Annotated in this window: 27 protein-coding genes and 1 tRNA gene; 14 read left to right on the top strand and 14 right to left on the bottom strand. The window is 69.0% G+C overall.

Annotated features, from left to right (window positions below; genetic code table 11):
* Nucleotide 1: 1 nt before the first annotated feature.
* Both AC07EQ_RS11025 and AC07EQ_RS11020 read right to left on the bottom strand, forming a co-directional pair.
* On the bottom strand, nucleotides 2–982 hold the full coding sequence (locus AC07EQ_RS11025) for a nucleoside hydrolase (RefSeq protein ID WP_478387841.1): 981 nt from the start codon (nucleotides 980–982) through the stop codon (nucleotides 2–4).
* A 113-nt stretch (nucleotides 983–1,095) separates the two neighbouring features.
* The gene (locus AC07EQ_RS11020) at nucleotides 1,096–1,839 is read right to left on the bottom strand and encodes a GntR family transcriptional regulator (protein WP_478387840.1); all 744 of its coding nucleotides are present in this window, start codon (nucleotides 1,837–1,839) and stop codon (nucleotides 1,096–1,098) included.
* A gap of 204 nt (nucleotides 1,840–2,043) precedes the next feature.
* Between AC07EQ_RS11020 and AC07EQ_RS11015 the strand changes: the two genes are divergently transcribed.
* From AC07EQ_RS11015 to AC07EQ_RS10995, 5 genes are all read left to right on the top strand, one after another.
* Entirely contained in the window at nucleotides 2,044–3,177 is a 1,134-nt protein-coding gene (locus AC07EQ_RS11015; RefSeq protein ID WP_478387839.1) for an adenosine deaminase, read from the top strand.
* 129 nt (nucleotides 3,178–3,306) lie between these two features.
* Complete coding sequence (locus AC07EQ_RS11010) at nucleotides 3,307–4,422, top strand: WD40/YVTN/BNR-like repeat-containing protein (RefSeq protein ID WP_478387838.1); 1,116 nt, start codon at nucleotides 3,307–3,309, stop codon at nucleotides 4,420–4,422.
* A complete protein-coding gene (locus tag AC07EQ_RS11005; protein WP_478387837.1) occupies nucleotides 4,419–4,718 on the top strand; it encodes a MoaD/ThiS family protein in 300 nt (99 codons plus the stop codon). The genes AC07EQ_RS11010 and AC07EQ_RS11005 overlap by 4 nt, the downstream gene beginning before the upstream one ends.
* Before the next feature lie 199 nt (nucleotides 4,719–4,917).
* Nucleotides 4,918–5,232, top strand: a complete 315-nt coding sequence (locus AC07EQ_RS11000; protein WP_478387836.1) for a hypothetical protein — start codon at nucleotides 4,918–4,920, stop codon at nucleotides 5,230–5,232.
* A 131-nt stretch (nucleotides 5,233–5,363) separates the two neighbouring features.
* Complete coding sequence (locus AC07EQ_RS10995) at nucleotides 5,364–5,645, top strand: hypothetical protein (protein WP_478387835.1); 282 nt, start codon at nucleotides 5,364–5,366, stop codon at nucleotides 5,643–5,645.
* 312 nt (nucleotides 5,646–5,957) lie between these two features.
* On the opposite strand, the gene AC07EQ_RS10990 is transcribed toward AC07EQ_RS10995, so the two are convergent.
* Nucleotides 5,958–6,281: a hypothetical protein gene (locus tag AC07EQ_RS10990; protein WP_478387834.1), complete on the bottom strand. Its 324-nt coding sequence runs from the start codon at nucleotides 6,279–6,281 to the stop codon at nucleotides 5,958–5,960.
* 266 nt (nucleotides 6,282–6,547) lie between these two features.
* Nucleotides 6,548–6,844, bottom strand: a complete 297-nt coding sequence (locus tag AC07EQ_RS10985) for a hypothetical protein (protein ID WP_478387833.1) — start codon at nucleotides 6,842–6,844, stop codon at nucleotides 6,548–6,550.
* Between the two features lie 474 nt (nucleotides 6,845–7,318).
* Between AC07EQ_RS10985 and AC07EQ_RS10980 the strand changes: the two genes are divergently transcribed.
* The gene (locus tag AC07EQ_RS10980; RefSeq protein ID WP_478387832.1) at nucleotides 7,319–7,738 is read left to right on the top strand and encodes a hypothetical protein; all 420 of its coding nucleotides are present in this window, start codon (nucleotides 7,319–7,321) and stop codon (nucleotides 7,736–7,738) included.
* A gap of 288 nt (nucleotides 7,739–8,026) precedes the next feature.
* Here AC07EQ_RS10980 and AC07EQ_RS10975 read toward each other — a convergent pair whose 3' ends face one another.
* Nucleotides 8,027–8,515 carry an SSI family serine proteinase inhibitor gene (locus AC07EQ_RS10975; protein ID WP_478387831.1) on the bottom strand — a complete coding sequence of 163 codons (489 nt, stop codon included), beginning with the start codon at nucleotides 8,513–8,515 and terminating at the stop codon, nucleotides 8,027–8,029.
* 617 nt (nucleotides 8,516–9,132) lie between these two features.
* Here AC07EQ_RS10975 and AC07EQ_RS10970 point away from each other — a divergent pair.
* Nucleotides 9,133–9,423: a hypothetical protein gene (locus AC07EQ_RS10970; protein ID WP_478387830.1), complete on the top strand. Its 291-nt coding sequence runs from the start codon at nucleotides 9,133–9,135 to the stop codon at nucleotides 9,421–9,423.
* Between the two features lie 127 nt (nucleotides 9,424–9,550).
* Here AC07EQ_RS10970 and AC07EQ_RS10965 read toward each other — a convergent pair whose 3' ends face one another.
* The 6 genes from AC07EQ_RS10965 to AC07EQ_RS10940 all read right to left on the bottom strand — a co-directional run bounded on the left by AC07EQ_RS10965 (nucleotide 9,551) and on the right by AC07EQ_RS10940 (nucleotide 12,771).
* The gene (locus tag AC07EQ_RS10965; RefSeq protein WP_478387829.1) at nucleotides 9,551–9,853 is read right to left on the bottom strand and encodes a hypothetical protein; all 303 of its coding nucleotides are present in this window, start codon (nucleotides 9,851–9,853) and stop codon (nucleotides 9,551–9,553) included.
* Between the two features lie 280 nt (nucleotides 9,854–10,133).
* On the bottom strand, nucleotides 10,134–10,583 hold the full coding sequence (locus AC07EQ_RS10960; RefSeq protein WP_478387828.1) for an RICIN domain-containing protein: 450 nt from the start codon (nucleotides 10,581–10,583) through the stop codon (nucleotides 10,134–10,136).
* Nucleotides 10,584–10,936: 353 nt separating this feature from the next.
* Nucleotides 10,937–11,842: a hypothetical protein gene (locus AC07EQ_RS10955; protein ID WP_478387827.1), complete on the bottom strand. Its 906-nt coding sequence runs from the start codon at nucleotides 11,840–11,842 to the stop codon at nucleotides 10,937–10,939.
* A 212-nt stretch (nucleotides 11,843–12,054) separates the two neighbouring features.
* Nucleotides 12,055–12,129, bottom strand: a tRNA-Val gene (locus tag AC07EQ_RS10950).
* Between the two features lie 68 nt (nucleotides 12,130–12,197).
* The gene (locus AC07EQ_RS10945; RefSeq protein ID WP_478387826.1) at nucleotides 12,198–12,398 is read right to left on the bottom strand and encodes a DUF4177 domain-containing protein; all 201 of its coding nucleotides are present in this window, start codon (nucleotides 12,396–12,398) and stop codon (nucleotides 12,198–12,200) included.
* A gap of 64 nt (nucleotides 12,399–12,462) precedes the next feature.
* On the bottom strand, nucleotides 12,463–12,771 hold the full coding sequence (locus AC07EQ_RS10940; RefSeq protein ID WP_478387825.1) for an SH3 domain-containing protein: 309 nt from the start codon (nucleotides 12,769–12,771) through the stop codon (nucleotides 12,463–12,465).
* A 153-nt stretch (nucleotides 12,772–12,924) separates the two neighbouring features.
* On the opposite strand from AC07EQ_RS10940, the gene AC07EQ_RS10935 reads away from it, so the two are divergent.
* Complete coding sequence (locus tag AC07EQ_RS10935; protein WP_478387824.1) at nucleotides 12,925–13,278, top strand: VOC family protein; 354 nt, start codon at nucleotides 12,925–12,927, stop codon at nucleotides 13,276–13,278.
* Between the two features lie 7 nt (nucleotides 13,279–13,285).
* Here AC07EQ_RS10935 and AC07EQ_RS10930 read toward each other — a convergent pair whose 3' ends face one another.
* A complete protein-coding gene (locus tag AC07EQ_RS10930) occupies nucleotides 13,286–14,194 on the bottom strand; it encodes a TIGR03620 family F420-dependent LLM class oxidoreductase (RefSeq protein WP_478387823.1) in 909 nt (302 codons plus the stop codon).
* Nucleotides 14,195–14,292: 98 nt separating this feature from the next.
* On the opposite strand from AC07EQ_RS10930, the gene AC07EQ_RS10925 reads away from it, so the two are divergent.
* On the top strand, nucleotides 14,293–14,865 hold the full coding sequence (locus AC07EQ_RS10925; RefSeq protein ID WP_478387822.1) for a TetR/AcrR family transcriptional regulator: 573 nt from the start codon (nucleotides 14,293–14,295) through the stop codon (nucleotides 14,863–14,865).
* A 259-nt stretch (nucleotides 14,866–15,124) separates the two neighbouring features.
* Here the strand turns inward: AC07EQ_RS10925 and AC07EQ_RS10920 are convergent, their stop codons facing one another.
* Nucleotides 15,125–16,345: an NADP-dependent isocitrate dehydrogenase gene (locus AC07EQ_RS10920; RefSeq protein WP_478387821.1), complete on the bottom strand. Its 1,221-nt coding sequence runs from the start codon at nucleotides 16,343–16,345 to the stop codon at nucleotides 15,125–15,127.
* A gap of 189 nt (nucleotides 16,346–16,534) precedes the next feature.
* Between AC07EQ_RS10920 and AC07EQ_RS10915 the strand changes: the two genes are divergently transcribed.
* The 3 genes from AC07EQ_RS10915 to AC07EQ_RS10905 all read left to right on the top strand — a co-directional run bounded on the left by AC07EQ_RS10915 (nucleotide 16,535) and on the right by AC07EQ_RS10905 (nucleotide 18,216).
* Nucleotides 16,535–17,365 (top strand): metal-dependent hydrolase, encoded by an 831-nt coding sequence (locus AC07EQ_RS10915; protein WP_478387820.1) that lies wholly within the window; start codon nucleotides 16,535–16,537, stop codon nucleotides 17,363–17,365.
* Between the two features lie 138 nt (nucleotides 17,366–17,503).
* Entirely contained in the window at nucleotides 17,504–17,932 is a 429-nt protein-coding gene (locus tag AC07EQ_RS10910; RefSeq protein WP_478387819.1) for a hypothetical protein, read from the top strand.
* An 83-nt stretch (nucleotides 17,933–18,015) separates the two neighbouring features.
* Nucleotides 18,016–18,216, top strand: coding sequence for a DUF1918 domain-containing protein (locus tag AC07EQ_RS10905; RefSeq protein ID WP_478387818.1), 201 nt, complete (start codon nucleotides 18,016–18,018; stop codon nucleotides 18,214–18,216).
* Between the two features lie 116 nt (nucleotides 18,217–18,332).
* On the opposite strand, the gene AC07EQ_RS10900 is transcribed toward AC07EQ_RS10905, so the two are convergent.
* Nucleotides 18,333–19,013, bottom strand: coding sequence for a TetR/AcrR family transcriptional regulator (locus tag AC07EQ_RS10900; protein ID WP_478387817.1), 681 nt, complete (start codon nucleotides 19,011–19,013; stop codon nucleotides 18,333–18,335).
* An 89-nt stretch (nucleotides 19,014–19,102) separates the two neighbouring features.
* Here AC07EQ_RS10900 and AC07EQ_RS10895 point away from each other — a divergent pair, with 89 nt between their 5' ends.
* Entirely contained in the window at nucleotides 19,103–20,152 is a 1,050-nt protein-coding gene (locus AC07EQ_RS10895) for a medium chain dehydrogenase/reductase family protein (RefSeq protein ID WP_478387816.1), read from the top strand.
* Nucleotides 20,153–20,242: 90 nt separating this feature from the next.
* Nucleotides 20,243–21,079, top strand: a complete 837-nt coding sequence (locus AC07EQ_RS10890; protein ID WP_478387815.1) for a DUF4253 domain-containing protein — start codon at nucleotides 20,243–20,245, stop codon at nucleotides 21,077–21,079.
* The last annotated feature ends 218 nt before the right edge of the window (nucleotides 21,080–21,297 follow it).

The raw sequence follows: 21,297 nt of genomic DNA, 5'->3' as shown, positions 1-21,297 counted from the left end.
CTCACGCCACGCGTCGCGTCGGGGTGGGGTCGTCGCACAGCCGATCGGCCAGCAGCTCGGCGAAGTCGCCGCCGGTCTCCAGCACCACGCGCACGTGCGCATCGTCCTGGGCCGGGAAGTTCCGGTACTGCCCGCGGACGTCGGCGACGGTCGCGCCGCGCCCCGGCCCCTGGCTCGTCTCCACGTCGACCGCGACGACCGGCGCCAGCACCGGGGAGACGTCGCCGACCGCGATGGCCGCGGCCAGCGGATCGTGGCAGGCCGCGCTGCGGTCGCCGAACACGTTCCCCTCGTAGAAGTTGAAGTACTGGTCCAGCATCTGCGCCGCGAAGGCGGTGACCGGCGTGCCGGTCTCGCGGAGCCGGCGCTGGTGCCCCTCGGTGATCCGCTCGCCCATGGTCGCGTCCAGCGGCACCAGCGTGATCGGCCAGCCGGCGGTCAGCACCGTTCGCGCCGCCTCCGGGTCGTTGCTGATGTTCGCCTCGGCCGCCGGGGTGGCGTTGCCCGGATGCCGGATCGCGCCGCCCATGATCGTGACGTGCTTGACCAGCTCGGGCAGTTCGGGCTCGAGCAGGACGGCGGTGGCCAGGTTCGTCAGCGGACCGACCGCGAGCAGGTGCAGCGTTCCGGGGTTCTCCCTGGCGAGGCGCACGATGAGTTCCGCAGCCGGCTCGGCGACCGGCCTGGCCGTCGGCGCGGGCAGGTCCGTGTTGCCGAGGCCGTCCGCGCCGTGCACGTACGGCGCGAAGTGCGCGTTCCCTAGCCAGTTGTCGCGGGCGCCGATGGCCACCGGGATGTCCGGCCGCCCGGCCAGTTCGAGCACCCGCAGCGTGTTGTCGGCCGCGGTGACCGCGTCGATGTTGCCGAAGACCGTGGTCACAGCCCGGATGTCGACGTCCGGGTCCCTCAGCAGGTAGAGCAACGCCAACGCGTCGTCGATTCCGGTGTCGCAGTCGACGATCAGGGTTTCCTTGGACGCCATCGGTAGCGCGCCTTTCTGCTGGGAGCGGAGTCTCGCGGGACTCGGGAAGCGGAGCGGTTGATCACGTCAGATCGAGACGGGCCCGCGGAGCTCCGGCTGTGGTTGTTCGGTGTTCATCGGGATTGGCGCACCGGGAGGCCCGGCGCGCCGCTGGGCAGCACGTACTTGGCGGCGATCAGCGGGGTCCGCTCCATCGAGACGACCTGCGTGACCAGCACGACCGGCGTGTCCGGCGACCGGTCGAAGACCTCCCCGCGGCGCCGCCCGAGCACGGTCGCGTTGATCGTGCTGGTGCCGCTGAGCGGCAGGTGCGGGTCGATCGAGCCGATGACGTGCAGCATCGTGCTAGGCCGGGCTTCGGCCGCCGCCAGGGCTCCGGGCAGCGCGGGCTCGACGGCGGCCAGCGCCTCGTCGTGCACGCTCCACTCCTCCACCAGGCAGGACGGCACGCCGTCGACGTCGACGACGCTCTCCCAGAACCGGATCTCGCAGCTGGCCGGCACCGGCAGGTGCTGCATCACCAGGTCGGTCGGCTGTTCGATGTCGCGCACCAGCGGCCGCACCTTGGCGCTGTCCGCGCCCAGCAGGTCCTCGACCGGTTGCAGCCGTTCGAAGCCTCGCCGGGCCGGGCGGTCGCTGACCGTCCGCCCCACTCCCCGCCGCACGGTGATCACGCCGTCCTCCTGGAGGAGGATCAACGCTTCCCGCAGCGCCGGCCGGCTCACGCCGAGCTCAGTCGCGAGGTCCGGCTCGGACGGCAGCGTCGAACCCGGCGGATAGGTGCCCTGCCTGATGGCCTCGGCGATCCGCTCGTAGAGGTCCACGACCGGTCGACGCTGAGGTCGTCTGGAAGCCACGCCGCACCTCCTGCCGGGTTGATGTCAGACAAGTTAAGAGAGATGGTCCCGCACGTCAACTCCGGCAAGCCGGAGAAGAACCGGAGACCACACCTTGACGTAGGTCACCTTCGGCGGGTAGATCCTTCCGCCAACATGCCTAACATGTCAGACAGGAAATCCCGGCCGAGGCCGCCGGGAACACCGAACCCCGGGAGGGAACAAGTGCCCGACTCGCCGACCGCCGACCAGCTCCGCCGCGCCCCGAAGGTGCTGCTGCACGACCACCTCGACGGCGGGCTGCGCCCCGAGACGGTCGTGGAACTGGCGGAGCAGCAGGGCTACGGCGCGCTGCCGGCGTCCGACGTCGCCGGAGTCACCGAGTGGTTCGCCGCCGCGGCCGGGGCCGGCTCGCTGGAGGAGTACCTGGAGCGATTCGTGCACACCGTCGGCGTCATGCAGACCGCGGACGCGATCAGCAGGGTCGCCGCCGAATGCGCCGAGGACCTGGCCGCGGACGGCGTCGTGTACGCCGAGGTCCGCCACGCACCGGAGCTGAGCACCCAGCAGGGGTTGTCGCTGGACGAGGTCGTCGAGGCGATGCTCGACGGGTTCCGGCGCGGAGCGGCGCGGGCGCGGGAAGCGGGCAACCGCATCCGCATCGGCGTGCTGCTGTGCGCGATGCGCCAGGAGGCGCGCGCCCGGGAGATCGCGGAACTCGTCGTGCGGTACCGCGACGCGGGCGTCGTGGGCTTCGACATCGCGGGCCCGGAGGCCGGCTTCCCGCCCACCCGCTCGCTGGAGGCGTTCGAGTACCTGCGGCGGGAGAACTGCCACTTCACCATCCACGCCGGCGAGGGCTTCGGGCTGCCGTCGATCTGGGAGGCCATCCAGTGGTGCGGCGCGGCCCGGCTGGGCCACGGCGTGCGCATCGTGGACGACATCGACATCGCCGAGGACGGCACCGCCCGGCTCGGCAGGCTGGCGTCGTTCGTGCGGGACCGGCGCATCCCGCTGGAGATGTGCCCGCGCTCGAACGTGCACACCGGCACCGTCGCGTCGGTCGCGGACCACCCGATCGCGTTGCTGCGGCGGCTGGGCTTCCGGGTCACGGTGAACACCGACAACCGGCTGATGAGCCAGACGTCGATGACCCGCGAGTTCACCGAGCTGGTCGAGAACTTCCACTACTCGCTCGACGACCTGCAGTGGTTCACGGTGAACGCGATGAAGTCGGCGTTCATCCCGTTCGACCAGCGCCTGGCGCTGATCAACGAGGTGATCAAGCCCGGCTACGCGGCCCTGCGCTCCGAGGCCCTGTTCGGCTCGGTCGCCGACCACGAACCGGCGCCGGCCTGACGCGGGAGCGCTTCGGGCCGGCCCGGCGGCCCGAAGCGCTCGCGAGCGTTCAACAGGACATCGCCGGTCCGCGGTCCTACATTGACCGGCGATGGACCCGCTGCTCGCCGCTGACCAGGGAGTGTCCCCATGAGCCGTGTTCGAGTTCTCGTCGGCACCCGCAAGGGCGCGTTCATCCTGACCGCGGACGGCACCCGCGAGCGGTGGGACATCAGCGGCCCGCACTTCGGCGGCTGGCAGCTGTACCACCTCAAGGGCTCGCCGGCGGACCCGGACCGGCTGTACGCCTCGCAGTCGCTCGGCTGGTTCGGCCAGCTGATCCAGCGCTCCGACGACGGCGGCCGGACCTGGGAGCCGGTGGGGAACCGGTTCTCCTACGACGGCACGCCCGGCACGCACCTCTGGTACGACGGCACCCCGCACCCCTGGGAGTTCGAGCGGGTCTGGCACCTCGAACCGTCGCCGACCGACCCGGACACCGTGCACGCCGGGGTCGAGGACGCCGCGCTGTTCCGCACCACCGACGGCGGCAAGACCTGGCACGAGCTGCCCGCGCTGCGCGAGCACCGCTCCGCCCCCGGCTGGCAACCGGGCGCCGGCGGGATGTGCCTGCACACGATCATCCACGCGCCGGACGACCCGAACCGGATGTTCACCGCGATCTCGGCGGCGGGCGCCTTCCGCACCGACGACGGCGGCAAGAGCTGGCAGCCGATCAACCGCGGCCTTCGCTCGGAGGGCATCGCCGATCCGGACGCCGAGGTCGGCCACTGCGTGCACCGCATCGCGCTGCACCGGGAGCGCCCGGACGTGCTGTTCATGCAGAAGCACTGGGACGTGATGCGCAGCGACGACGCCGGCGATTCCTGGTACGAGATCAGCGGCGACCTGCCGTCCGACTTCGGCTTCCCGATCGACGTGCACGCCCACGAGCCGGACACGGTCTACGTCGTCCCGATCCAGAGCGACGAGCAGCACTACCCGCCGGAGGGCAGGCTCCGCGTCTACCGCAGCCGGACCGGCGGCCACGAGTGGGAGCCGCTGACCAACGGCCTGCCGCAGAGCCACTGCTACGTCAACGTGCTGCGCGACGCGATGGCCGTGGATTCGCTGGACGAGTGCGGCATCTACTTCGGCACCACCGGCGGCCAGGTGTACGTGTCGCCCGACGCCGGGAACAACTGGCGGCCGATCGTCCGGGACCTCCCGGCGGTCCTGTCCGTCGAGGTGCAGACGCTGCCATGATCCGGGTCGCGCTCCCCGCCCACCTGCGGACGCTCGCCAAGATCGCGGACCGCGAGATCGAGCTGGACGTCGCCGGCCGGCCGACGCAGCGCGCGGTGCTCGACGCCCTGGAGACCCGGTACCCGATGTTGCGCGGCACGATCCGGAACCAGGAAACCCAGCTGCGCCGGGCCTTCATCCGGTTCTTCGCCTGCGAGGAAGACCTCTCCAACGAGCCGCCGGACGCGCCGCTGCCACCGGCGGTGGCGGCGGGCGAGCAGCCGTACCTGATCGTCGGCGCGATGGCGGGCGGTTGAGGCGCCGGATCAATCACCGGCCCATAGTGGACTGGAATGTTCCAGGGCACCGTTCAACTAATGGGTGGTCGCCCGAACTTCCCGGCGTGTTGGCGTGTCGATCTGCGACACCGGTGGAAGGTTTGCCGCGTCATTCGCCCGCCCCGACGATTCGCGGCCGGCCCTGACACCACCGGAAAAATCCAGATCGGAGTCTGACATGCGCAGTTCAACCCGTGCCCTGTTCGCAGGGGTCGCGGCCGTCGGCCTGCTCACGATGGGGGCTTCCCCGGCGCTGGCCGCCAAGGGCAAGAGCAAGGAATCCGACAACGACTCCACCGTCACGGCCGCGGCCCAGGGCGGCAAGGGCGGGAACGGCGGAAACGGCGGATTCGGCGTGAACATCTGCCCGGCGATCGGCATCCTCGCGAAGGCCGAGGCCCACTGCGGCGCCGGCAACGGCGGCAGCGCGAACGGCGGCGACGCGTGGGCCGAGGCGGAGGACGACAGCCGGGACACCGAATCCGACGACTGACACCGGAATCGCGGCCCGGCGCTCCCGCCCGAACGAGAGCAGTCCGGCCGACCTGAGTCTTCGCCCCGAACCGGAACGCCAGGCCTGCTGTCGATGACGAGTTCGGGGCGACGACGTGGAACGGAGTACTAGTGATCACTTCTGCACGCCTCTTCGGCACCGCCGCCGCACTCGGCGTCGGCGTGCTGGCGGCCGGCCTGGCGACCCAGCCGGTCGCGCAGGCCGAGCGGAGCACCACCGAAAAACCCGGCAGCGACGGCGAATCCGGCCAGGGGTTCAGCCTCTGCCGGCCGCTCTCCCTCACCGGCGGCCAGATCACGGCCGAGTGCTCGGTGGCACCGAACGGCACGAGCTCCAACGGATCCGCGGATGCCGATGCCAAGAAGCACGGCGACGACGAGGACGAGGACTGACGCCCGAAGTAGTTCGCAGGGCTAGAAATGAAAATGTGTCGGTCTCCACCAGGAGGCCGACACATTTTCATGAATACCGAGACCCCGAACAGTCCATTGTGGTCCAGACCTCGCGCGCCCGGATCGCCCGATCCGGGCGGCTTCGCCGGTTCGGCCGATCGCGGGCGAACCGGCGGCCTTACTCTCGAAAAGCGGGCAGGCCGTGGGATTTCTTCGGACGTGGCCTGCCCGCTACCAGCGAGAACCTCGGGCGCGACACGTCGGTCGCGCAGCGACCGACGCGGCTTCCGCGCCCCTAGGAAATTCCCAGGATCACTCGTCGTCCTCGGAGTACTTCCGGTCCTTGCTGTCGTCTTCCGCGGTCGCTTCGGCGTCGCCACCGTTGGCGCTGCCGCCGTTGCCCGCGCCGCAGTCGGCCTTCGCCGGAGCCAGCAACGCGATGGACGGGCAAACGTTCACCCCGAAGCCACCGTTGCCGCCGTTTCCGCCGTCACCACCTTCGGCCGCAGCGGTCACGGTGGAGTCATCGTCGGACGCCTTCTCCTTGCCCTTGGCGGCCAGCGCCGGCGACCCTCCCATCGCGAGCAACCCGACAGCGGCGGCACCGGCGAACAGAACACGAACAGACCTGCGCACTGTGAACTCCAATCTGGATGGATACCACTTTGGTTGAACGGCTCCGCCACTACTGCCCGGAAGGATTCGGCGGTACCGAAATCAACGCGTGGACCCTTTCACCGGAGCCCGCGGAACACCTCCAACGACATGCAGATCGACACACCAGTCACCCGTAGGAGCGACGGGACTTCGTTGCTCCAACAAAAAGAGCGTGCCGACCGGCTCGCAGACCGGTCGGCACGCTCTCATCTGGACGTGCGGGCTGGGGGTCGCCCGCGTCCGGATCAGTCCTCGCTGTACGCGCTGGAGTCGGCGTCGCCGCCGACACCGTTGCCGCCGTCAGCGGCGGAGCAAGAGCCGTTGCCCTCGCCCAGGACGCCGACGCCGATGCCACACAGGACGTTCACGCCGAGGCCACCGTTGCCACCCTTGCCGTCGCCGCCCTCAGCCTCGGACGCGGTCACCGAGTGGTCGTCCTTCCCGCCCTTGTGCTTGCCGCCGTCGGCGAAGGCGGGCGAGCCCATGGCCAGCATCGCAGCAGCAGCAGCGGTGACACCGAGAAGGCGAATCGAAGTACGCATTCCTATAGCTCCCATCCATGTTGGACAATCGCCGGACCGGCAGTCGAGTTCCCGGAAATCCGGGAATTTGGGGTGCGCCGACCGACACGACAAACGTTGCCATTGATTTGGCCGGTCCGGCATGTCGGGCCACACCAAAGAGAATCACTCGCCACCCGTGAGGATGCACGATCACGCAGTGCGTCCGACGCGCCGGGATTTGGCCCCGAACAACTCAACTGATCAGATGAAGAAGATCGACCACGAGAAAAAAGATCAAGAAGTAGAATCTCGATCTCAATCACGAAATGATCAAGAAGGACGATGTGAAAACCGTTGCCCCACAGCTACTTGCGCAAGTCGGTCTCCCGAAATCCAGACCGTCGGAGGTCGCACGTTGGGGCCACGCGGGGACGGTCCGCCGGGCACGGCGCACGGGCCGCCCCTAGCGTTCGTAACTGCTCACGATCCGAATCTCGTTTCAGGAGGCAAGTCATGGGAATTCGCCGCGAGACGGCAGTCGTGCTGGCCGCGCTGGGAACTCTGACCGTCGGCGCATCGGTGGTCGCCGCGACGGCCTGGGCGGCCGGGCCGCCGCTGACCGTCGAGGTGGGCGAGGCCAGGTGCCTGCGCGCGGCCGACCTGCCGGTCTTGGCTGCGGCGCCGAAAATCGCTGCCGGGCTGGAGGATTCCGCGTCGACCGCGGTGCGGCTGACCGTCCGCAGCGCCACCAAGGACGGTCAAAAGCACTCCTACATCGTCAAGGTGGACGGGGAACAGCGGGCCAGCGGCTCCGTCAGCGGTAACGGCATGTCCATCAACAGCGTCGGCATCGCCAACGGCAAGAGCTCACGGATGGTCGTGGCGACGGGCCCGACCGTCCTCTTCGACCAGACCATCGCGGGACGCTGCTGACCGGGATCAGCAAGCAGCAGAACGTCGGGGAGCGGGAGGAATTCCGCTCCCCGACGTTCTGCTGTGGTCGGTCGGGAATCACATCGCCGGAAAGAACGCAGTGGCCTCACCGGGCCTGCCGGTGAAGCCACTGCGAGTGCGGCGCAGGCGAGCCGAAGGGCCAGAGTCACGCCCTGCGAATGCGATCCCGCCTTGGTTCCGCCGCGTGGCGTGCGCGACCACGGGCGGCGACTTTCACGCTGCACTCCTTGCCTTTCGGCAATCCCTGGGGTGCGGCGGAACGGGTGATCAGAAGTCGAACACGGAACCGGTCGCGGCCTTCAGCGTGCAAGGATTGGCCAGCATCACCTGGTATCCGACCGGCTGACCGCGCCAGGTGCCCTCCGCGGAAGCGTTCACCTGGCGGCTCTCCTTGGTACAGCTCTTCGGCTCGCTCTGGCCCAACCGCTCGAACTTCCCATCCACCCGCTGCAGCTCCGCGCACGCATCGGTCGCACGCGGGTGCTCTCCTCTCGCCGGATCGCAGGTCAGCGTGACCGTCCGGGATTTCTGGGATTCCGTCACCGTCAACTTCAACGTGCTCTGCCCCGCACCGTCGGACGTGGCCGAAGCAACTCCTGGAACCAGCACCGCAGCAGCGAAGACGACGCTCACTGCACCGCGTCCGAACAACCGGGAATCGGTCATTTCCTGCATCCTCCGTCCGAACATAAAGAAAACCCCCGTCCTCCTTACCGCACGCCGAACGATCTCTCCGCGCGAAGTCCAAACGATCACCTATCGGGCTCCCTCGAAGCGGTAGCCGCTACGGCCAGCCACCGCCGAGCGGCGATCTCACACCCGGCCGGTCCACCGCGACGATCTACCCGCTCCGATTCGGCGACGGCATCGGGCCACTCGGCGACACCGGGTAGGCGGGATTAACCCGCCAGTGTCCCGGACCCGAAAAGAAGCGACTACGTTTCACGTCGACTTTTCCTATTCCGAGCGGACATCGGCCGCAACGACGCCTAGGCCGCGCAAATCGAATGCACACCCGGAACCTCAGACGGAACGTAGCCGTAACGCGCCCCCAGCCGGGCACGGCCTGCCGATCGCGTGATCGTCTCGGCGCAGTCGAGCGGAGAGCCGCCGCACTGCGCGATGCCTTGCCCCTGGCGCAGATCTCCGTCAGGTGGCCCGCCGCGCGAACGCACCGATCGGGATCATCAGATGAGGTGAGCGACCAAAATCTCGGGTTGCACGGCTTTGCGGCCACGCTATGTTCTAGATGGCCCCGCTGCGGCAGGGTTTCTTAATCCGATGGGAATCCACTGACTTTTCATACCGACAAAGTCGGCCAGCGGTTCCTGCGGCGTCACTTGTTGAAGTCAGTACGAAGGGGATTAATAGTTATGCGTTCTGCCAAGCGCGTCATCGCTGCTACCGCTCTGGGCCTCCCCATCATGCTCGGTGCCCCGGGAATGGCGCTCGCCGACGGTGGCCACCACCACCCGTGGAACATCAAGGACAACCAGGTCCTGGCTCAGAACCAGGATGCGGACACCGACCAGGCCAACGTCAACGTGCCGACGCAGTACACGTTGAACGTGGGCAGCGGTGAGGCGAACTCGGTGAGCTGGAGCAACCAGTCCAACGACGCCGACACCGACCAGACCGAGGTCGGTGTGCAGGAAGACTGGTGACGATAGCGGCCCCCTCGCTTTCGCAGTCCTCCCGCATCTGAAAGGGCTTGGCCCGGCGATTCCCTCGCCGGGCCAAGCCCCTTTTCATCCCCACCCGCCGCCGCGGTGCTCGCCCGCATCCACCGGACTAGTCCTCGACCTGCAGCTCGCCCTCGGACTGCTCGGAGCTGTTGTAGTTGTTCTGCTGGGTAAAGGTCAGCGCCGACTGCTCACCCTTGCCGCTGGTGCTGACCTGGGTGATCGGCGAGACGTTGATGTTGTTCTGCACCGTGTGGTTCTGCTCGGCCTGCTCCTGGGTCTGCTTCACGATCCAGGAGGCCTTCGGTGGGCTCGCCGAAGGACCGTTGGCCGCCAACGCCGTGCCGGAGGCCACCAGCAGCAGCGGCAACGCCACAGCGGCCGCGGCGAGCGCCTGCTTCGCAGTACTCATCAACCGATTCCCTTCGTAGACCAATCGATTTCGCGCCGTCCAGGGCGCCCCGCGGCGATCGGAATTGCGAAGCACCCGGGCACCTTGGAATCCGCACCCCGAAATGGGGTAACAGAAACCTACCGGCGTATTGGCATTCGGCGGCGGACCGAAACATCTTGATCACTCCAAATGGTGATCAGCGGACCCGCGCGCATGAAGAAACCCGCTGATCCGGCGGCTGCGCGCGTCGGATCAGCGGGTCGCTAACGCGGCCCCAGCGGGGCCGGCCGGATCAGCTTCAGGCGTCGAACCGGAAGACGTTCGTGTTGCCGAACGACTGCCAGCGCGGTTCGAGCTTCAGCCAGGTCCCCACCGGAGCGTGCGGCTCGACGGTCACCGCGACGTCCTGGTCCAGCTTCGGGCTGATGATCCAGCCGTCTTCATCCCGCGCGAAAACCCAGTCTTGGCTCGGGTTTCCGGGCTGGCACGGCAGGGAGAGGACCTGCGGGCCGCCCTGCGAGTTGGCCTGCACACAACGGTTCGTCTGCTGGTTCCGAATGGTCCAGCTGCCGTCGAACCGGTCGGAGACGACCCACTTGTCGGCCTCGCCGAGGACGCCGAACGGGGCGGTCTTGACCACCGAGTCGCTGCCGAAGTCGACCCACCGGGACCCGTCGACGACGCTGCTGATCTCCGCCCCCGGGTACGCCGGGGCAGGAGCCGAAGCGGCCTGGGCTCCCGCCGGCACGAGGGAAATCGCAGCCAGAGCACCGATAGCACCGAACATCCAGCGAGCACGCGTCATTACAAACCCCTCCAGACAGAAACTTCTTCGGGATTGGCGATCGGTTTTCCGACCGTCCGAATAAGATCTCTACCAGCACCGGAAGGAAATATCGCACCGGGTCACTACAACGTGTGGCCACTGCGCGACATCGGTAACGACGCCTAGATCAAAGCAGATAACGGTCCTCAATGGACACGATTTGGCAACGCTCGAAAATGTGAAAAGTGAATCTTGTTTTAGATTAGCCGGTACCTGGGCGCGCGGCTACCCGATCGCGTGAGGTGACGGGGCCGGGCGGCCGCGCGATGCCGCCGTCAGGAGTACCGGACTTCCGGGAAGTCCTGCTGCGCCTTGACGAACTGCGCCTCCCACTCCGCGGGCCAGCCGAACGCCTCGGTGGCGAGGCCCTTCAGGTTCACCCCGGCCGCGCCGCTCATGAAGTGCACGAACTCGCCCCAGTTCATGTCGCGGGCGAATTCCTCGCCGTTGGCCGGGAAGTACCGCCCCAGCAGGTCGAAGTAGCGCACCATCACCTGGGCGCCGCCGTGGTCGCGCCACAGCGGGTGGAACCAGTCGCGGAACCAGTGCGTGCCGGCGCGCGGGAAGTCGTCCACGTGGTCGTCGGCGGTCATCCGGTTGTAGAAGTCCTCGGCCTCGGCCGCCATTCCGAGCTGCGTGTAGACGTCGTAGATGTAGAACTCCATCCACTTGCTGTCGCCCCACAGGCCGAATGCGGGCGAGCCGTGCTTCCCGGCGGCGATGCTCTCGACGACGTGCCCCGCCTCGTGCGTCACGATCTCGTACTGCGGCGCGGCCCAGTCGTCGCCGCCGACGTCGCTGACGTTGCGGAAGTCGTGCGACTCGTCGTAGACGGTCGACGGGTGGCCGCCGTAGTACTTGCCCTCGTGGTGGACCGAGTACAGCCGGTCGGCCGTCATCTGGTTGCCGGAGTTGCCGTAGGTCTGCTGGGAGTACTGCCACATCGAGGTCAGGTACGGCATCAGCCATTCCCGCGCGGCCGGGTCGACGTCCTGGTCGAAGTAGAGCGCCACGGTGTCGTTGTGGTCGATCAGCCGCAGGTTCTGGTCGTGCTCGAACCAGTGCTCCTGCCAGGTGGCGGGCGGCGGATCCGCCATCGGCGCGGGACTCCCCGCGCTGGCGAAGCCGGGGGCCACCGCCGCCAGCGCCAGCACCATTGCCGTGATCGCCCTGCTGCGCATGTCCCACCTCGGGGCTCGGGGATGTTGGTCTGAACCAACGTATTCAGGCCGATGCGCGCTGTCACCGACAGAACAGGACAGGTTCCCCATCGGGCAACAAGTCGACACATCGACCCGGTCGGATCCACAGTGGACGCAGCGTCGACACGGTCGCGAACACCGCCGGAACGACGAAACCCTGCTGGCGAAGATCACCGGCAGGGTTCGAGTGGTGGTGCGCGATACTGGGATTGAACCAGTGACCCCTACCGTGTCAAGGTAGTGCTCTCCCGCTGAGCTAATCGCGCCGAGCGGCTCGGCCGCTTGCGGGGTTCAGCTTAGCCGACCCGCGAAAGCGGCCGTGCACCACCCCGCCTCACGCCTGGCGCTCGAAGGTGACCAGGAGCCCTTCTACGCCGCCCGGGCCGACCCGCCCCTTGACGTCGGCCCCGGTGATCGCCTTCAGCTGCCAGCCGTCGGCTGCGTGGTCGTTGAGGACCCGCTCCAGCTTGTCGCCCGACATCTTGCCGCCGAGCCACTTCTCCCGGAGCTCCACGACCTTGTACTGGTACGGCATCGGCACTCCCGTCCGTTCGAACACGTCCCAGGAGTCCAACGATGCGCACCGCGCGCCGGTTCCGTCAGGGATCGCAGGAGCTGCCCGGCACGGGCGCCAGGAACTCGGCGGCCGCCCAGCGCGCGCCGCCCAGATCGCGGAAGCCGCCGACCACGTTGGGCGTCGCCGTCACCTCTTCGCCGTTGCCCAGGCTGCCCACCCGGTCCTCCCCGGAACCGGGCCCGGAGCGGACGTTGAGGACGTCGGCGGTGACGTGGAAGGTGCACGGCCCGGGCTCCCCGACGCCGAACCCGGCCTGGCCGGTGCCGGCCAGGTAGCTCACCCCGAGCACACCGGCACCGATGAGCAACAACGGACGAGGCAACAGGAACACGGCACACCTCCTGGTCCGGCACGGTCAGACCAGCTATAACCGGCCCGGCTGCGAGCGCGGAACCCCGGGCACCCGTCGGCACGCCCGGTTCAGCGGCTCGGGTGTCGCCCGCCCGGCACCCGTGCGCAGGCGGTAGTCCGGTTGAATCCGGGCATGCCCGCACGCTTCAAGGACCTCGCACTGGACGCGCTCGACCACCAGGCGTTGGCGGACTGGTGGTGCCGAGCGATCGGCTACGTCCGCCGGGACAGCCTCGCCGCCGCGGGCGATCGCCCCGCCGAGTGGCCGGTGCCGATCGTCGACCCGGCCGGCGTCGGGCCGCTGATCTGGCTCAACCCGGTGCGCGAGCCGAAGAACGGCAAGAACCGGATGCACCTGGACGTCGTCGGCGACCGCGACGAACTGCTCGCGCTGGGCGCGACCCTGGTCCGGGCCCGGGACGAGGAGATCGACTGGGACATCCTCGCCGACCCCGAGGGCAACGAGTTCTGCGCCTTCGCCCCCTGAGCGCCCGCTACCCCTGGACGAGCGCCGCCAGCTCTCGCCACTGGGACATCGGCAGTTCGCCCGGCGTCGCCGTCAGCACCTGCAGGCAGACGTGGTCGGCACCGGCCTGGAAGTGCTCCCGCACCCGTTCGGCGATGTTCTCGATGTCGCCGCCGGCGACGATCGCGTCGACCAGCCGGTCGCTGCCGCCGTCGGCGAGATCGGCTTCGCCGAAGCCGAGCCGCAGCAGGTTGTTCCGCTGGTGCGGGGCCTGCAGGTAACCGCCGACGTGCTCGCGCTTCGTCCGGCGAGCCCGATCCGGGTCCGGGTCGAGCACAACGGCCTGTTCGACCGCGAGGTACGCCGCCGGGCCCATGCGTGCACGCGCCATCGCGGTGTGCGCGACGGGCACGAAGTAGGTGTGCGCTCCCCAGGTGCGTTCGGCGGCCAGGTCCAGCATCTTCGGCCCCAGCGCGGCGAGGAGCCGCCGGGGCGGCACCGTTGCCGCGGCGGCGTTGAGCGGAACCTCGTCCAGGTTGTCGAGGTAGTCGCGCATGCTCGACACCGGCTTGCCGCTGAAGGGGATGCGATAGCCGGCGGACGCGATCGGCGATCTGGGAACCCGGTGCCCGCCGAGGCCGAGCACGAACCGGCCGGGGTGCTGCTCGCCGAGCGAGCGTTCCGCGGCCGCCGCGGCGATCGGATCCCGCAGGTACATGTTCGCGATACCGGTCGCCACGACGATTCGCTCCGTCGCGCCGAGCAGCAGTGCGGCCTGGGACACCGCGTCCCGGCCGAACGCCTCGCCGAACCACACCGCGCCGTAGCCCAGGTCCTCCAGTTCCGCGGCGGCCTCGCGGACCCGCGCGGCGGGGTGCGGATCGAACGCGAACGTCCAGATTCCGAGCCGGCCGGGGTCGTGCTGCGCGTGGGACATGTTCTGCCATCCTCCGATTAAGCTGAGGCATCCTCCGGTTCTCCGGAAGAATACGGAGGGAGCCTCCGGTTGGCAACGAGTTTCCGATGGGTGAGGACATGACGACCGAGCGACGCCCGATGCGGGCCGACGCGCGCCGGAACTACGAACGACTGCTCGCGGAAGCCGAGGCCGCCTTCCGCGAGCGCGGAACCGACGCTTCGCTGGAGGAGATCGCGCGCAGCGCCGGAGTCGGCATCGGCACCCTCTACCGGCACTTCCCGACGCGGGACGCGCTGCTCGAAGCACTGCTGCACGACCGCTTCGCCACGCTGTGCGAGATGGGCGCCGACCTGCTGGGCGCGAAGTCGCCGCGGACCGCGCTGGTCACCTGGCTGCGGGAATTCGCGAAGTCGTCGAACAGGTACCAGGGGCTGCCCGCCTCTGTGATGGCAACGCTGAACGACGAGGAGTCCCGGCTCTACGCGTCCTGCCACGCGATGCGGGAGGTGGGGGAACAGCTGCTCGCGCGCGCCCAGCAGGCCGGCGAGGTCCGCCCCGATCTCCTGGCGAGCGAACTCCTGCTGCTGGTGGCGTCGATCTCGTGGGCCAACGAGCACAGCCCGAACAGCATCGACCGCTTCCTGACCCTGCTGGTCGAGGGCATCTGGTCCCCGACCGGCCCGAAGTGACCGCAATTTCCATTGAAATCGAAGGTTCGATTTCAATGGAAATTGCGGGTTGTCCACACCCTCCCCGCGTGTCGGGTGACGACACGCCGTAGGGGTGTGCATGAGTTCTTCGATTTCAATGGAAATCGAAGCCCGCCGACCGGCCCTCGCCGGCAGGAGTCCCCGCCCGGGCTCTTGGCGGGCGACGTACGCCGGAATCGCCCTGGAAAGCGGAAAACGCCGCCCCCCTGGTGGGGAGCGGCGTTCGCGGTGCGGAAGATCAGCGGTTGGCCATCTTCTTCTGGAGGTTCTCGTCCAGCGTCGCGAGGAACGCCTCGGTGGTCTGGAACGCCTGGTCGCCGCCGACCAGCAGTGCCAGGTCCTTGGTCATCTTGCCGCTCTCGACGGTCTCGATGACGACCTTCTCCAGCGTGTCGGCGAAGCCGACGACCTCCGGGGTCGAGTCCAGCTTGCCCCGGTGCTGCAGGCCGCGGGTCCAGGCGAAGATCGACGCGATCGGGTTGGTCGAGGTGGGCTTGCCCTGCTGGTGCTGGCGGTAGTGGCGGGTGACCGTGCCGTGCGCGGCCTCGGCCTCCACCTTGCCGTCGGCGGTCATCAGGACCGAGGTCATCAGACCCAGCGAGCCGAAGCCCTGCGCCACGGTGTCGGACTGCACGTCACCGTCGTAGTTCTTGCAGGCCCAGACGTAGCCGCCCTCCCACTTCAGGGCGCTGGCGACCATGTCGTCGATCAGCCGGTGCTCGTAGCTGATGCCCTTGGCGTCGAACTCGGCCTTGTACTCGGCGTCGAAGATCTCCTGGAACACGTCCTTGAACATGCCGTCGTAGGCCTTGAGGATCGTGTTCTTGGTCGACATGTAGACCGGGTAGCCGCGCTCCAGGCCGTAGCGGAAGGACGCGCGCGCGAACTCCTCGATCGACTTGCGGTAGTTGTACATCGCCATCGCGACGCCGCCGTCCGCACCGAACTTGGCGACCTCGAACTCGATCGGCTCGCCGCCGTCTTCCGGGGTGTAGGTGACGGTGACGGTGCCCGGGCCGGGGACCTTGAAGTCGGTGGCCTTGTACTGGTCGCCGTGCGCGTGACGACCGATGACGATCGGCTTCGTCCAGGTCGGCACGTAGCGCGGGATGTTGGAGATCACGATCGGCTCGCGGAAGATGACGCCGCCGAGGATGTTGCGGATCGTCCCGTTCGGGCTCCGCCACATCTTCTTCAGGCCGAACTCCTCCACGCGGGCCTCGTCCGGCGTGATGGTGGCGCACTTCACACCGACGCCGTGCTTGGCGATGGCGTTGGCCGCGTCGACCGTGACCTGGTCGTCGGTGGCATCCCGGTGCTCGATGCCGAGGTCGTAGTAATCGAGGTTGATGTCCAGGTACGGGTGGATCAGCTTGTCCTTGATGAAGGACCAGATGATCCGGGTCATCTCATCGCCGTCGAGCTCGGCTACGGTGCCCTGGACCTTGATCTTGCTCATGTGGCGGGGTGCTCCTCTCGCGAGAATGCAAGCGGTACAAGCGTACTGCTATCGGCTTCGATTGTGCCTTGCCCCCGTCGTCCGCCACCACCCCGGCGGACGCGCGTTGCGCCACTGTTCCCGACCGCGACCAGGTGTCGTGATCTTCTTCTAGGCTCGACACCCGACCGAGCGATCTTGGAGGCGGCCGTGGCGACCGGACCGACGCACGCGATGAGCGGGGTGGCCGCTTGGGCGGCAGTGACCGCCCTGGCCGACACTCACGCGCTGGGGCAATTATCCCCGAAGACCTGGGTGGTCGGGGCCACGCTGTCCGCCGGAGCCGCGCTGCTGCCCGACATCGATCACCCGAAGTCGACGGTCGCCAGCACCTTCGGCGCCGTCTCGCGCGGCGCGTCGGCCGGGATCAGCAGCTTCAGCGGCTTCATCTACCGGCTGACCCGCACCAAGCACGACAGCAACCGGGAGGGCACCCACCGCGGCTTCACCCACACCGTCGTCTTCGCCGTGCTCGCCGGGCTGATCACCACGGCCATCGTGCAGACCAGCCAGGGCACCGCGCTCGGCGTGCTGATGTTCTTCTTCGCCGGGCTCGCGGTCCGGGGCCTCCTGCACACCTGGTCGTCCGGCAAGGACGCGCTGATGATCACGGTGGCCTCGGTGCTGCTCACCCTCGCCTGCTGGGCCTGGGCCGGCGACCAGCCCACCAACGCCGCGGCCTTCGGGGTGGCGGTGATGATCGGCTGCATCGCGCACTTCATCGGCGACGCGATCACCGAGCAGGGCTGCCCGATGCTCTGGCCGGTGCCGCTGAGCGGCAAGACCTGGTACCCGGTGGCACCGCCGAAGGCGCTGCGGATGCGCACCGGCGGCAAGGTGGAGATGGTGCTCATCGGCCCGGGCCTGACGATCGCCGCAGTGGTGCTGAGCGCCGTCGTCCTCTACCGGATCGGCGCGGCCCCGTGGATCGCCCAGCTCGACCTGCCGCCCGAGATCATGGCCTGGATCTCCCCGTCCTGATCGGTTCCGCTCCCGAATCCACGGGATTTAGCCGATCTCGGACCGACTGGATACGACATTTCGCCCATCGCTCATTCCGGGGTCGATAGGGTACAAGAGCGGCACCACTTCGGCGCCGCCCGAAGCCCCGGAGGGAAGATGCGAGCTCGAAAGAGGTTCGTGGTGGCAGCCCTGTCGCTGCCGCTGCTGGCCGGCCTCGCCGCGTGCGGCCAGGTTCAGGAGGTTCAGCAGGGCCTGCAGAACGCCGACGAGCAGATCCAGCAGGCGCAGCAGGACCTGGATTCGATTTCCGCTTGCGCGCAGGCGATCAACGTCGCGAGCTTCATGCCCAACTTCGCCGACCCGCAACAGGCGAAGGCCGACGCGGAGGCGAAGGCCGAGGAACTGCGCAAGCTGGCCGAGCAGACGGCCGACCAGACGCTGCGCCAGAACCTCCTCGAGGTCGAGCAGTCCGTGCAGCGCGTCGCCTCCGGCGAGATCACGCTGGAGTCGAGCGCGGAGTGGACCACCGCCCAGCTGGAGCGGTACCAGCAGGTGACCACCACCTGCTCGCAGATCGGCAACTGAGGCGGCCGCCCGCACCTCCGCGGCGCACCCGATGCGCGGTGTGGCCCCGGTCACTTAGTCTGGGACCGCGGAGGTGATGGGTGATGAAAGCAGCCGTTGGTGATCGACTGCACGTGCACAGCAGGCACGTCGACGAGGCCGACCAGATCGCCGAGATCCTGGAGGTCCGCGGCGAGGACGGCGCCCCGCCGTACAAGGTCCGGTTCAAGGACGGCCACGAGGGCCTCGTCTACCCGGGCGGCGATTGCTCGATCGAGACTCCCCGTCCCCGCGAAGGGGACTGACCTCTCGGCCGCTCCGCCTCGCAGGACGGCGGATCCGCCCGAGTCGCGCGGCTCCTCCGGGCGTCGCCTCGCAGCTCCAGACCTCTCCCCCAGCGAGGCACCCCCGAGGAGCCGCCTCACTGCCAGGGCTGGTCGAGCACCGATTCCAGCTCCGCCCGGAACAGCGGCTCCGGGTCGACGAGCATCGCGCCGAACTGCCCCTCCACTTCGAGGCTGATCAAGCCGTGCATCCGCGACCAGGCCAGCAACGCGCGCTGCAGGACGGCCGGCGGGAGCGGCGATCCGCCGCGCCGCTCGCGCCAGGCGGCGAGCTGCCGGTCGAACGCCGTGCGCTCCGCCGGCAGCCCGCCGGGAGCCAGGTCGGCGACGACGTCGAGGACGGGCCGGAAGGCCCGGTCGGCGAGGCCGATGGTGAGTTCCGGGGCCTGGAAGCCCGGCACCGGCGTGCCGAACAGCAGCAGGTACCGGTGCGGCTGCGTCAGCGCCCAGGACCTGAACCGGGCGCCGAGCTCGCGGAACCTCGTCGCGGGATCCGCGCCGCGGTGTGCTTGCGCCGCGGCTTCCATCGCATCGCCGAGGTCGTCGTAGGCGTCCACGACCAGATCGGTCAGCAGCGCGTCCCGGCTGTCGAAGTACCGGTACAGCGCGGGGCCGGTGATGCCCATCCGCTTCGCGATCGCGTTCACCGAGATCCCCGCAGGTCCCGATTCGGCGAGCTGGTCGAGCGCGACCCGCTTGGCCTCGTTGCGGATCTGCTCCCGGAACCGCTCCCGCGGGCTGCGCGGCGCTGCGTCCATGTCCCCTCCCCTTGACACCCACACCGTAACAGGCTCATAGTCATGTTATAGCTTCTAACAATCAAACTGGCTTGTTACATGGAGGCGTCATGACCATCCCCAGCACCGGGACCGAGATCGTGCTCACCGGCCTCGGCGGGACCGAAGTCGTCACCACGCGGCGCAGCGCGCCGCCCGCGCCGGGACCGCACGGCGTGCTGGTCCGGGTCGAAGCCACCGGGGTGTCCTTCGCCGAGGTGCAGATGCTGCGCGGGCGCTACCCGGCCCAGCCGAAGTTCCCGTTCGTGCCCGGCTACGACCTGGTCGGCGAGGTCATCGCGGTCGGCTCGGCGGTCACCGGGTGGCGGCCGGGCCAGCGGGTCGCGGCCATGCCGCGCACCGGCGCGTGGGCCGAGTACGCCGAAATCCGGGACGCCGAACTGGTTTCCGTGCCGGACGGGGTCGAGGCCGGCGACGCGGCCGCGATGATCGTCAACGGCGTCACGGCCTGGCAGATGCTGCACCGCGCCGCGAAGATCCGAAGTGGACAGACGGTGCTGGTGCACGGCGTCGGCGGCGGCGTCGGCGTCCTGCTGGCGAAGCTCGGCGTCGCAGCCGGCGCGCGGGTGATCGGGACGGCGTCCGCGAGTCGGCACGAAGAGCTGCGGGACATCGGCATCGAGCTCATCGACCACCGCACCGAGGACGTCGACGCCCGCGTGGCCGAGCTCGCGCCCGGCGGCGTGGACGCCATCTTCGACCCGCTCGGCCCGGAGAGCCTGGACCGGTCCTGGCGACTCCTCGCGCCGGGTGGCTCGCTGCACGCCTACGGCAGCTCGGCGACCCTGCACGACGACGGGCCGTGGTGGCGCCCCTACCTGGGCCTGACCCGGCGGCTCGCCCGGTGGGAGCTGGCGCGACTGCTCGGGCGCACCGGCGGCCGGCGGGCCCGGATGTACTACATCAGGCCGAACGAGCAGTTCCGGACGGACCTGGCCGGACTGTTCCGAATGGTCGCCAGTGGACAGTTGCGGCCGCTGGTCGCCGAGCGGCTGCCGCTGGAATCCGCGGCACGCGCGCTCGACCTGCACATCTCGGGCAGCCGGACCGGCAGAATCCTGCTGATCCCGGGACTTTCCCCGGATCGCGCCGGGGCTTGACGGCCGCGGGCTGCGCACGCCACGCGAAACCGGTCGAGGCCAGGCTCTAAGGTGGTCCGCGACGAGGGGCGTTGCCTAGGAGGCGGTGAAGTGTTGCGAGACGACCGGCAAGCGGGGGCTCCTGCCGACCTGTCCGCGGTTTTCGGCACCGGTGCAGGAATTTCCGTCCCGCTACCGCCCGGCGAGGTCCTGACCGAGCAGACCACCCTCACCGACAACCCCGAGCCGCTGTGCTGGATCAGCGACGACGCCCCGGCGCCGCAGCTCGTCGCCGCCCTTCGTGCCGAACACCGCATCACCGGGCTGTTGCCGCTGCTGCTGTGCGACAGCGACGAGGTCTACGGGGAGCGGTGCACGGTCGGCGTCGTGCCACCGGAACCGCTGGAACACATCGACCGCTGGCGGGTGGTCGACGTGATGGCCCGGATCTGGGACGGCCTGGTGCAGGCCGACGACGAGCTCGGCCCGGCGTACGACCTGGAAGTGCTGGCGCCGTTCGACTACAACTGCCCGGGACCGGCGCTGGGCGGGAACCTGCTGGCGGACCCGGACGTCCTGGCCAACCAGCAGCTGCCGCGCTTCATCGACGCCGACACCCGGCTCGCACTCATCCCGGTGCGGCGCGGCGCGGACGTGCTGACGGCGCTGGGCTGGTCCGGCGCGGCGAACCACGTGTCGCGCACGGCCGGGCTCTCGGCGATGGCCCGCAGCTGGGAGGAGCGGTTCGGGGCGCGCCTGCTGCGCCTCGGCCCGGACCGGCTGGACCTGAGCGTGGCGGCGCCGCCGCAGGACGCCGACCACGCCGCGGCCGTCGCGGCGGAGCACTGGACCTTCTGCCCGGACCGGATCCTGCAGGAGACGGGCACCATCGAGGCCTATTCCCAGGAGATCCGCGGCCGCCGCACCTGGTCCTTCTGGTGGGAGTAAGCCCGACACTCCACCTCACCCGCTAGTGGCCCATGAGTGTTTTGGGGCGCTATAGCAACTCACACGCTCACGGGCGTTGACCTGCGGGAACCGGTTCCGGTGCCGTGGTGGGGGGGGGGGGGGGGGGGGGGGAGAAAGAAAAAGGCCCCCCTCCCCCCCACACCACAAAAAAACCAAAAGAAAACCAAACAAAGAGGAAAACCGTGAGAGCAGAGGAA

This window comes from Saccharopolyspora sp. NPDC045839 (assembly GCF_056431645.1).
The sequence above is the reverse complement of the archived record's forward strand: the minus strand, read 5'-3'. Positions and strand labels throughout refer to the sequence as shown.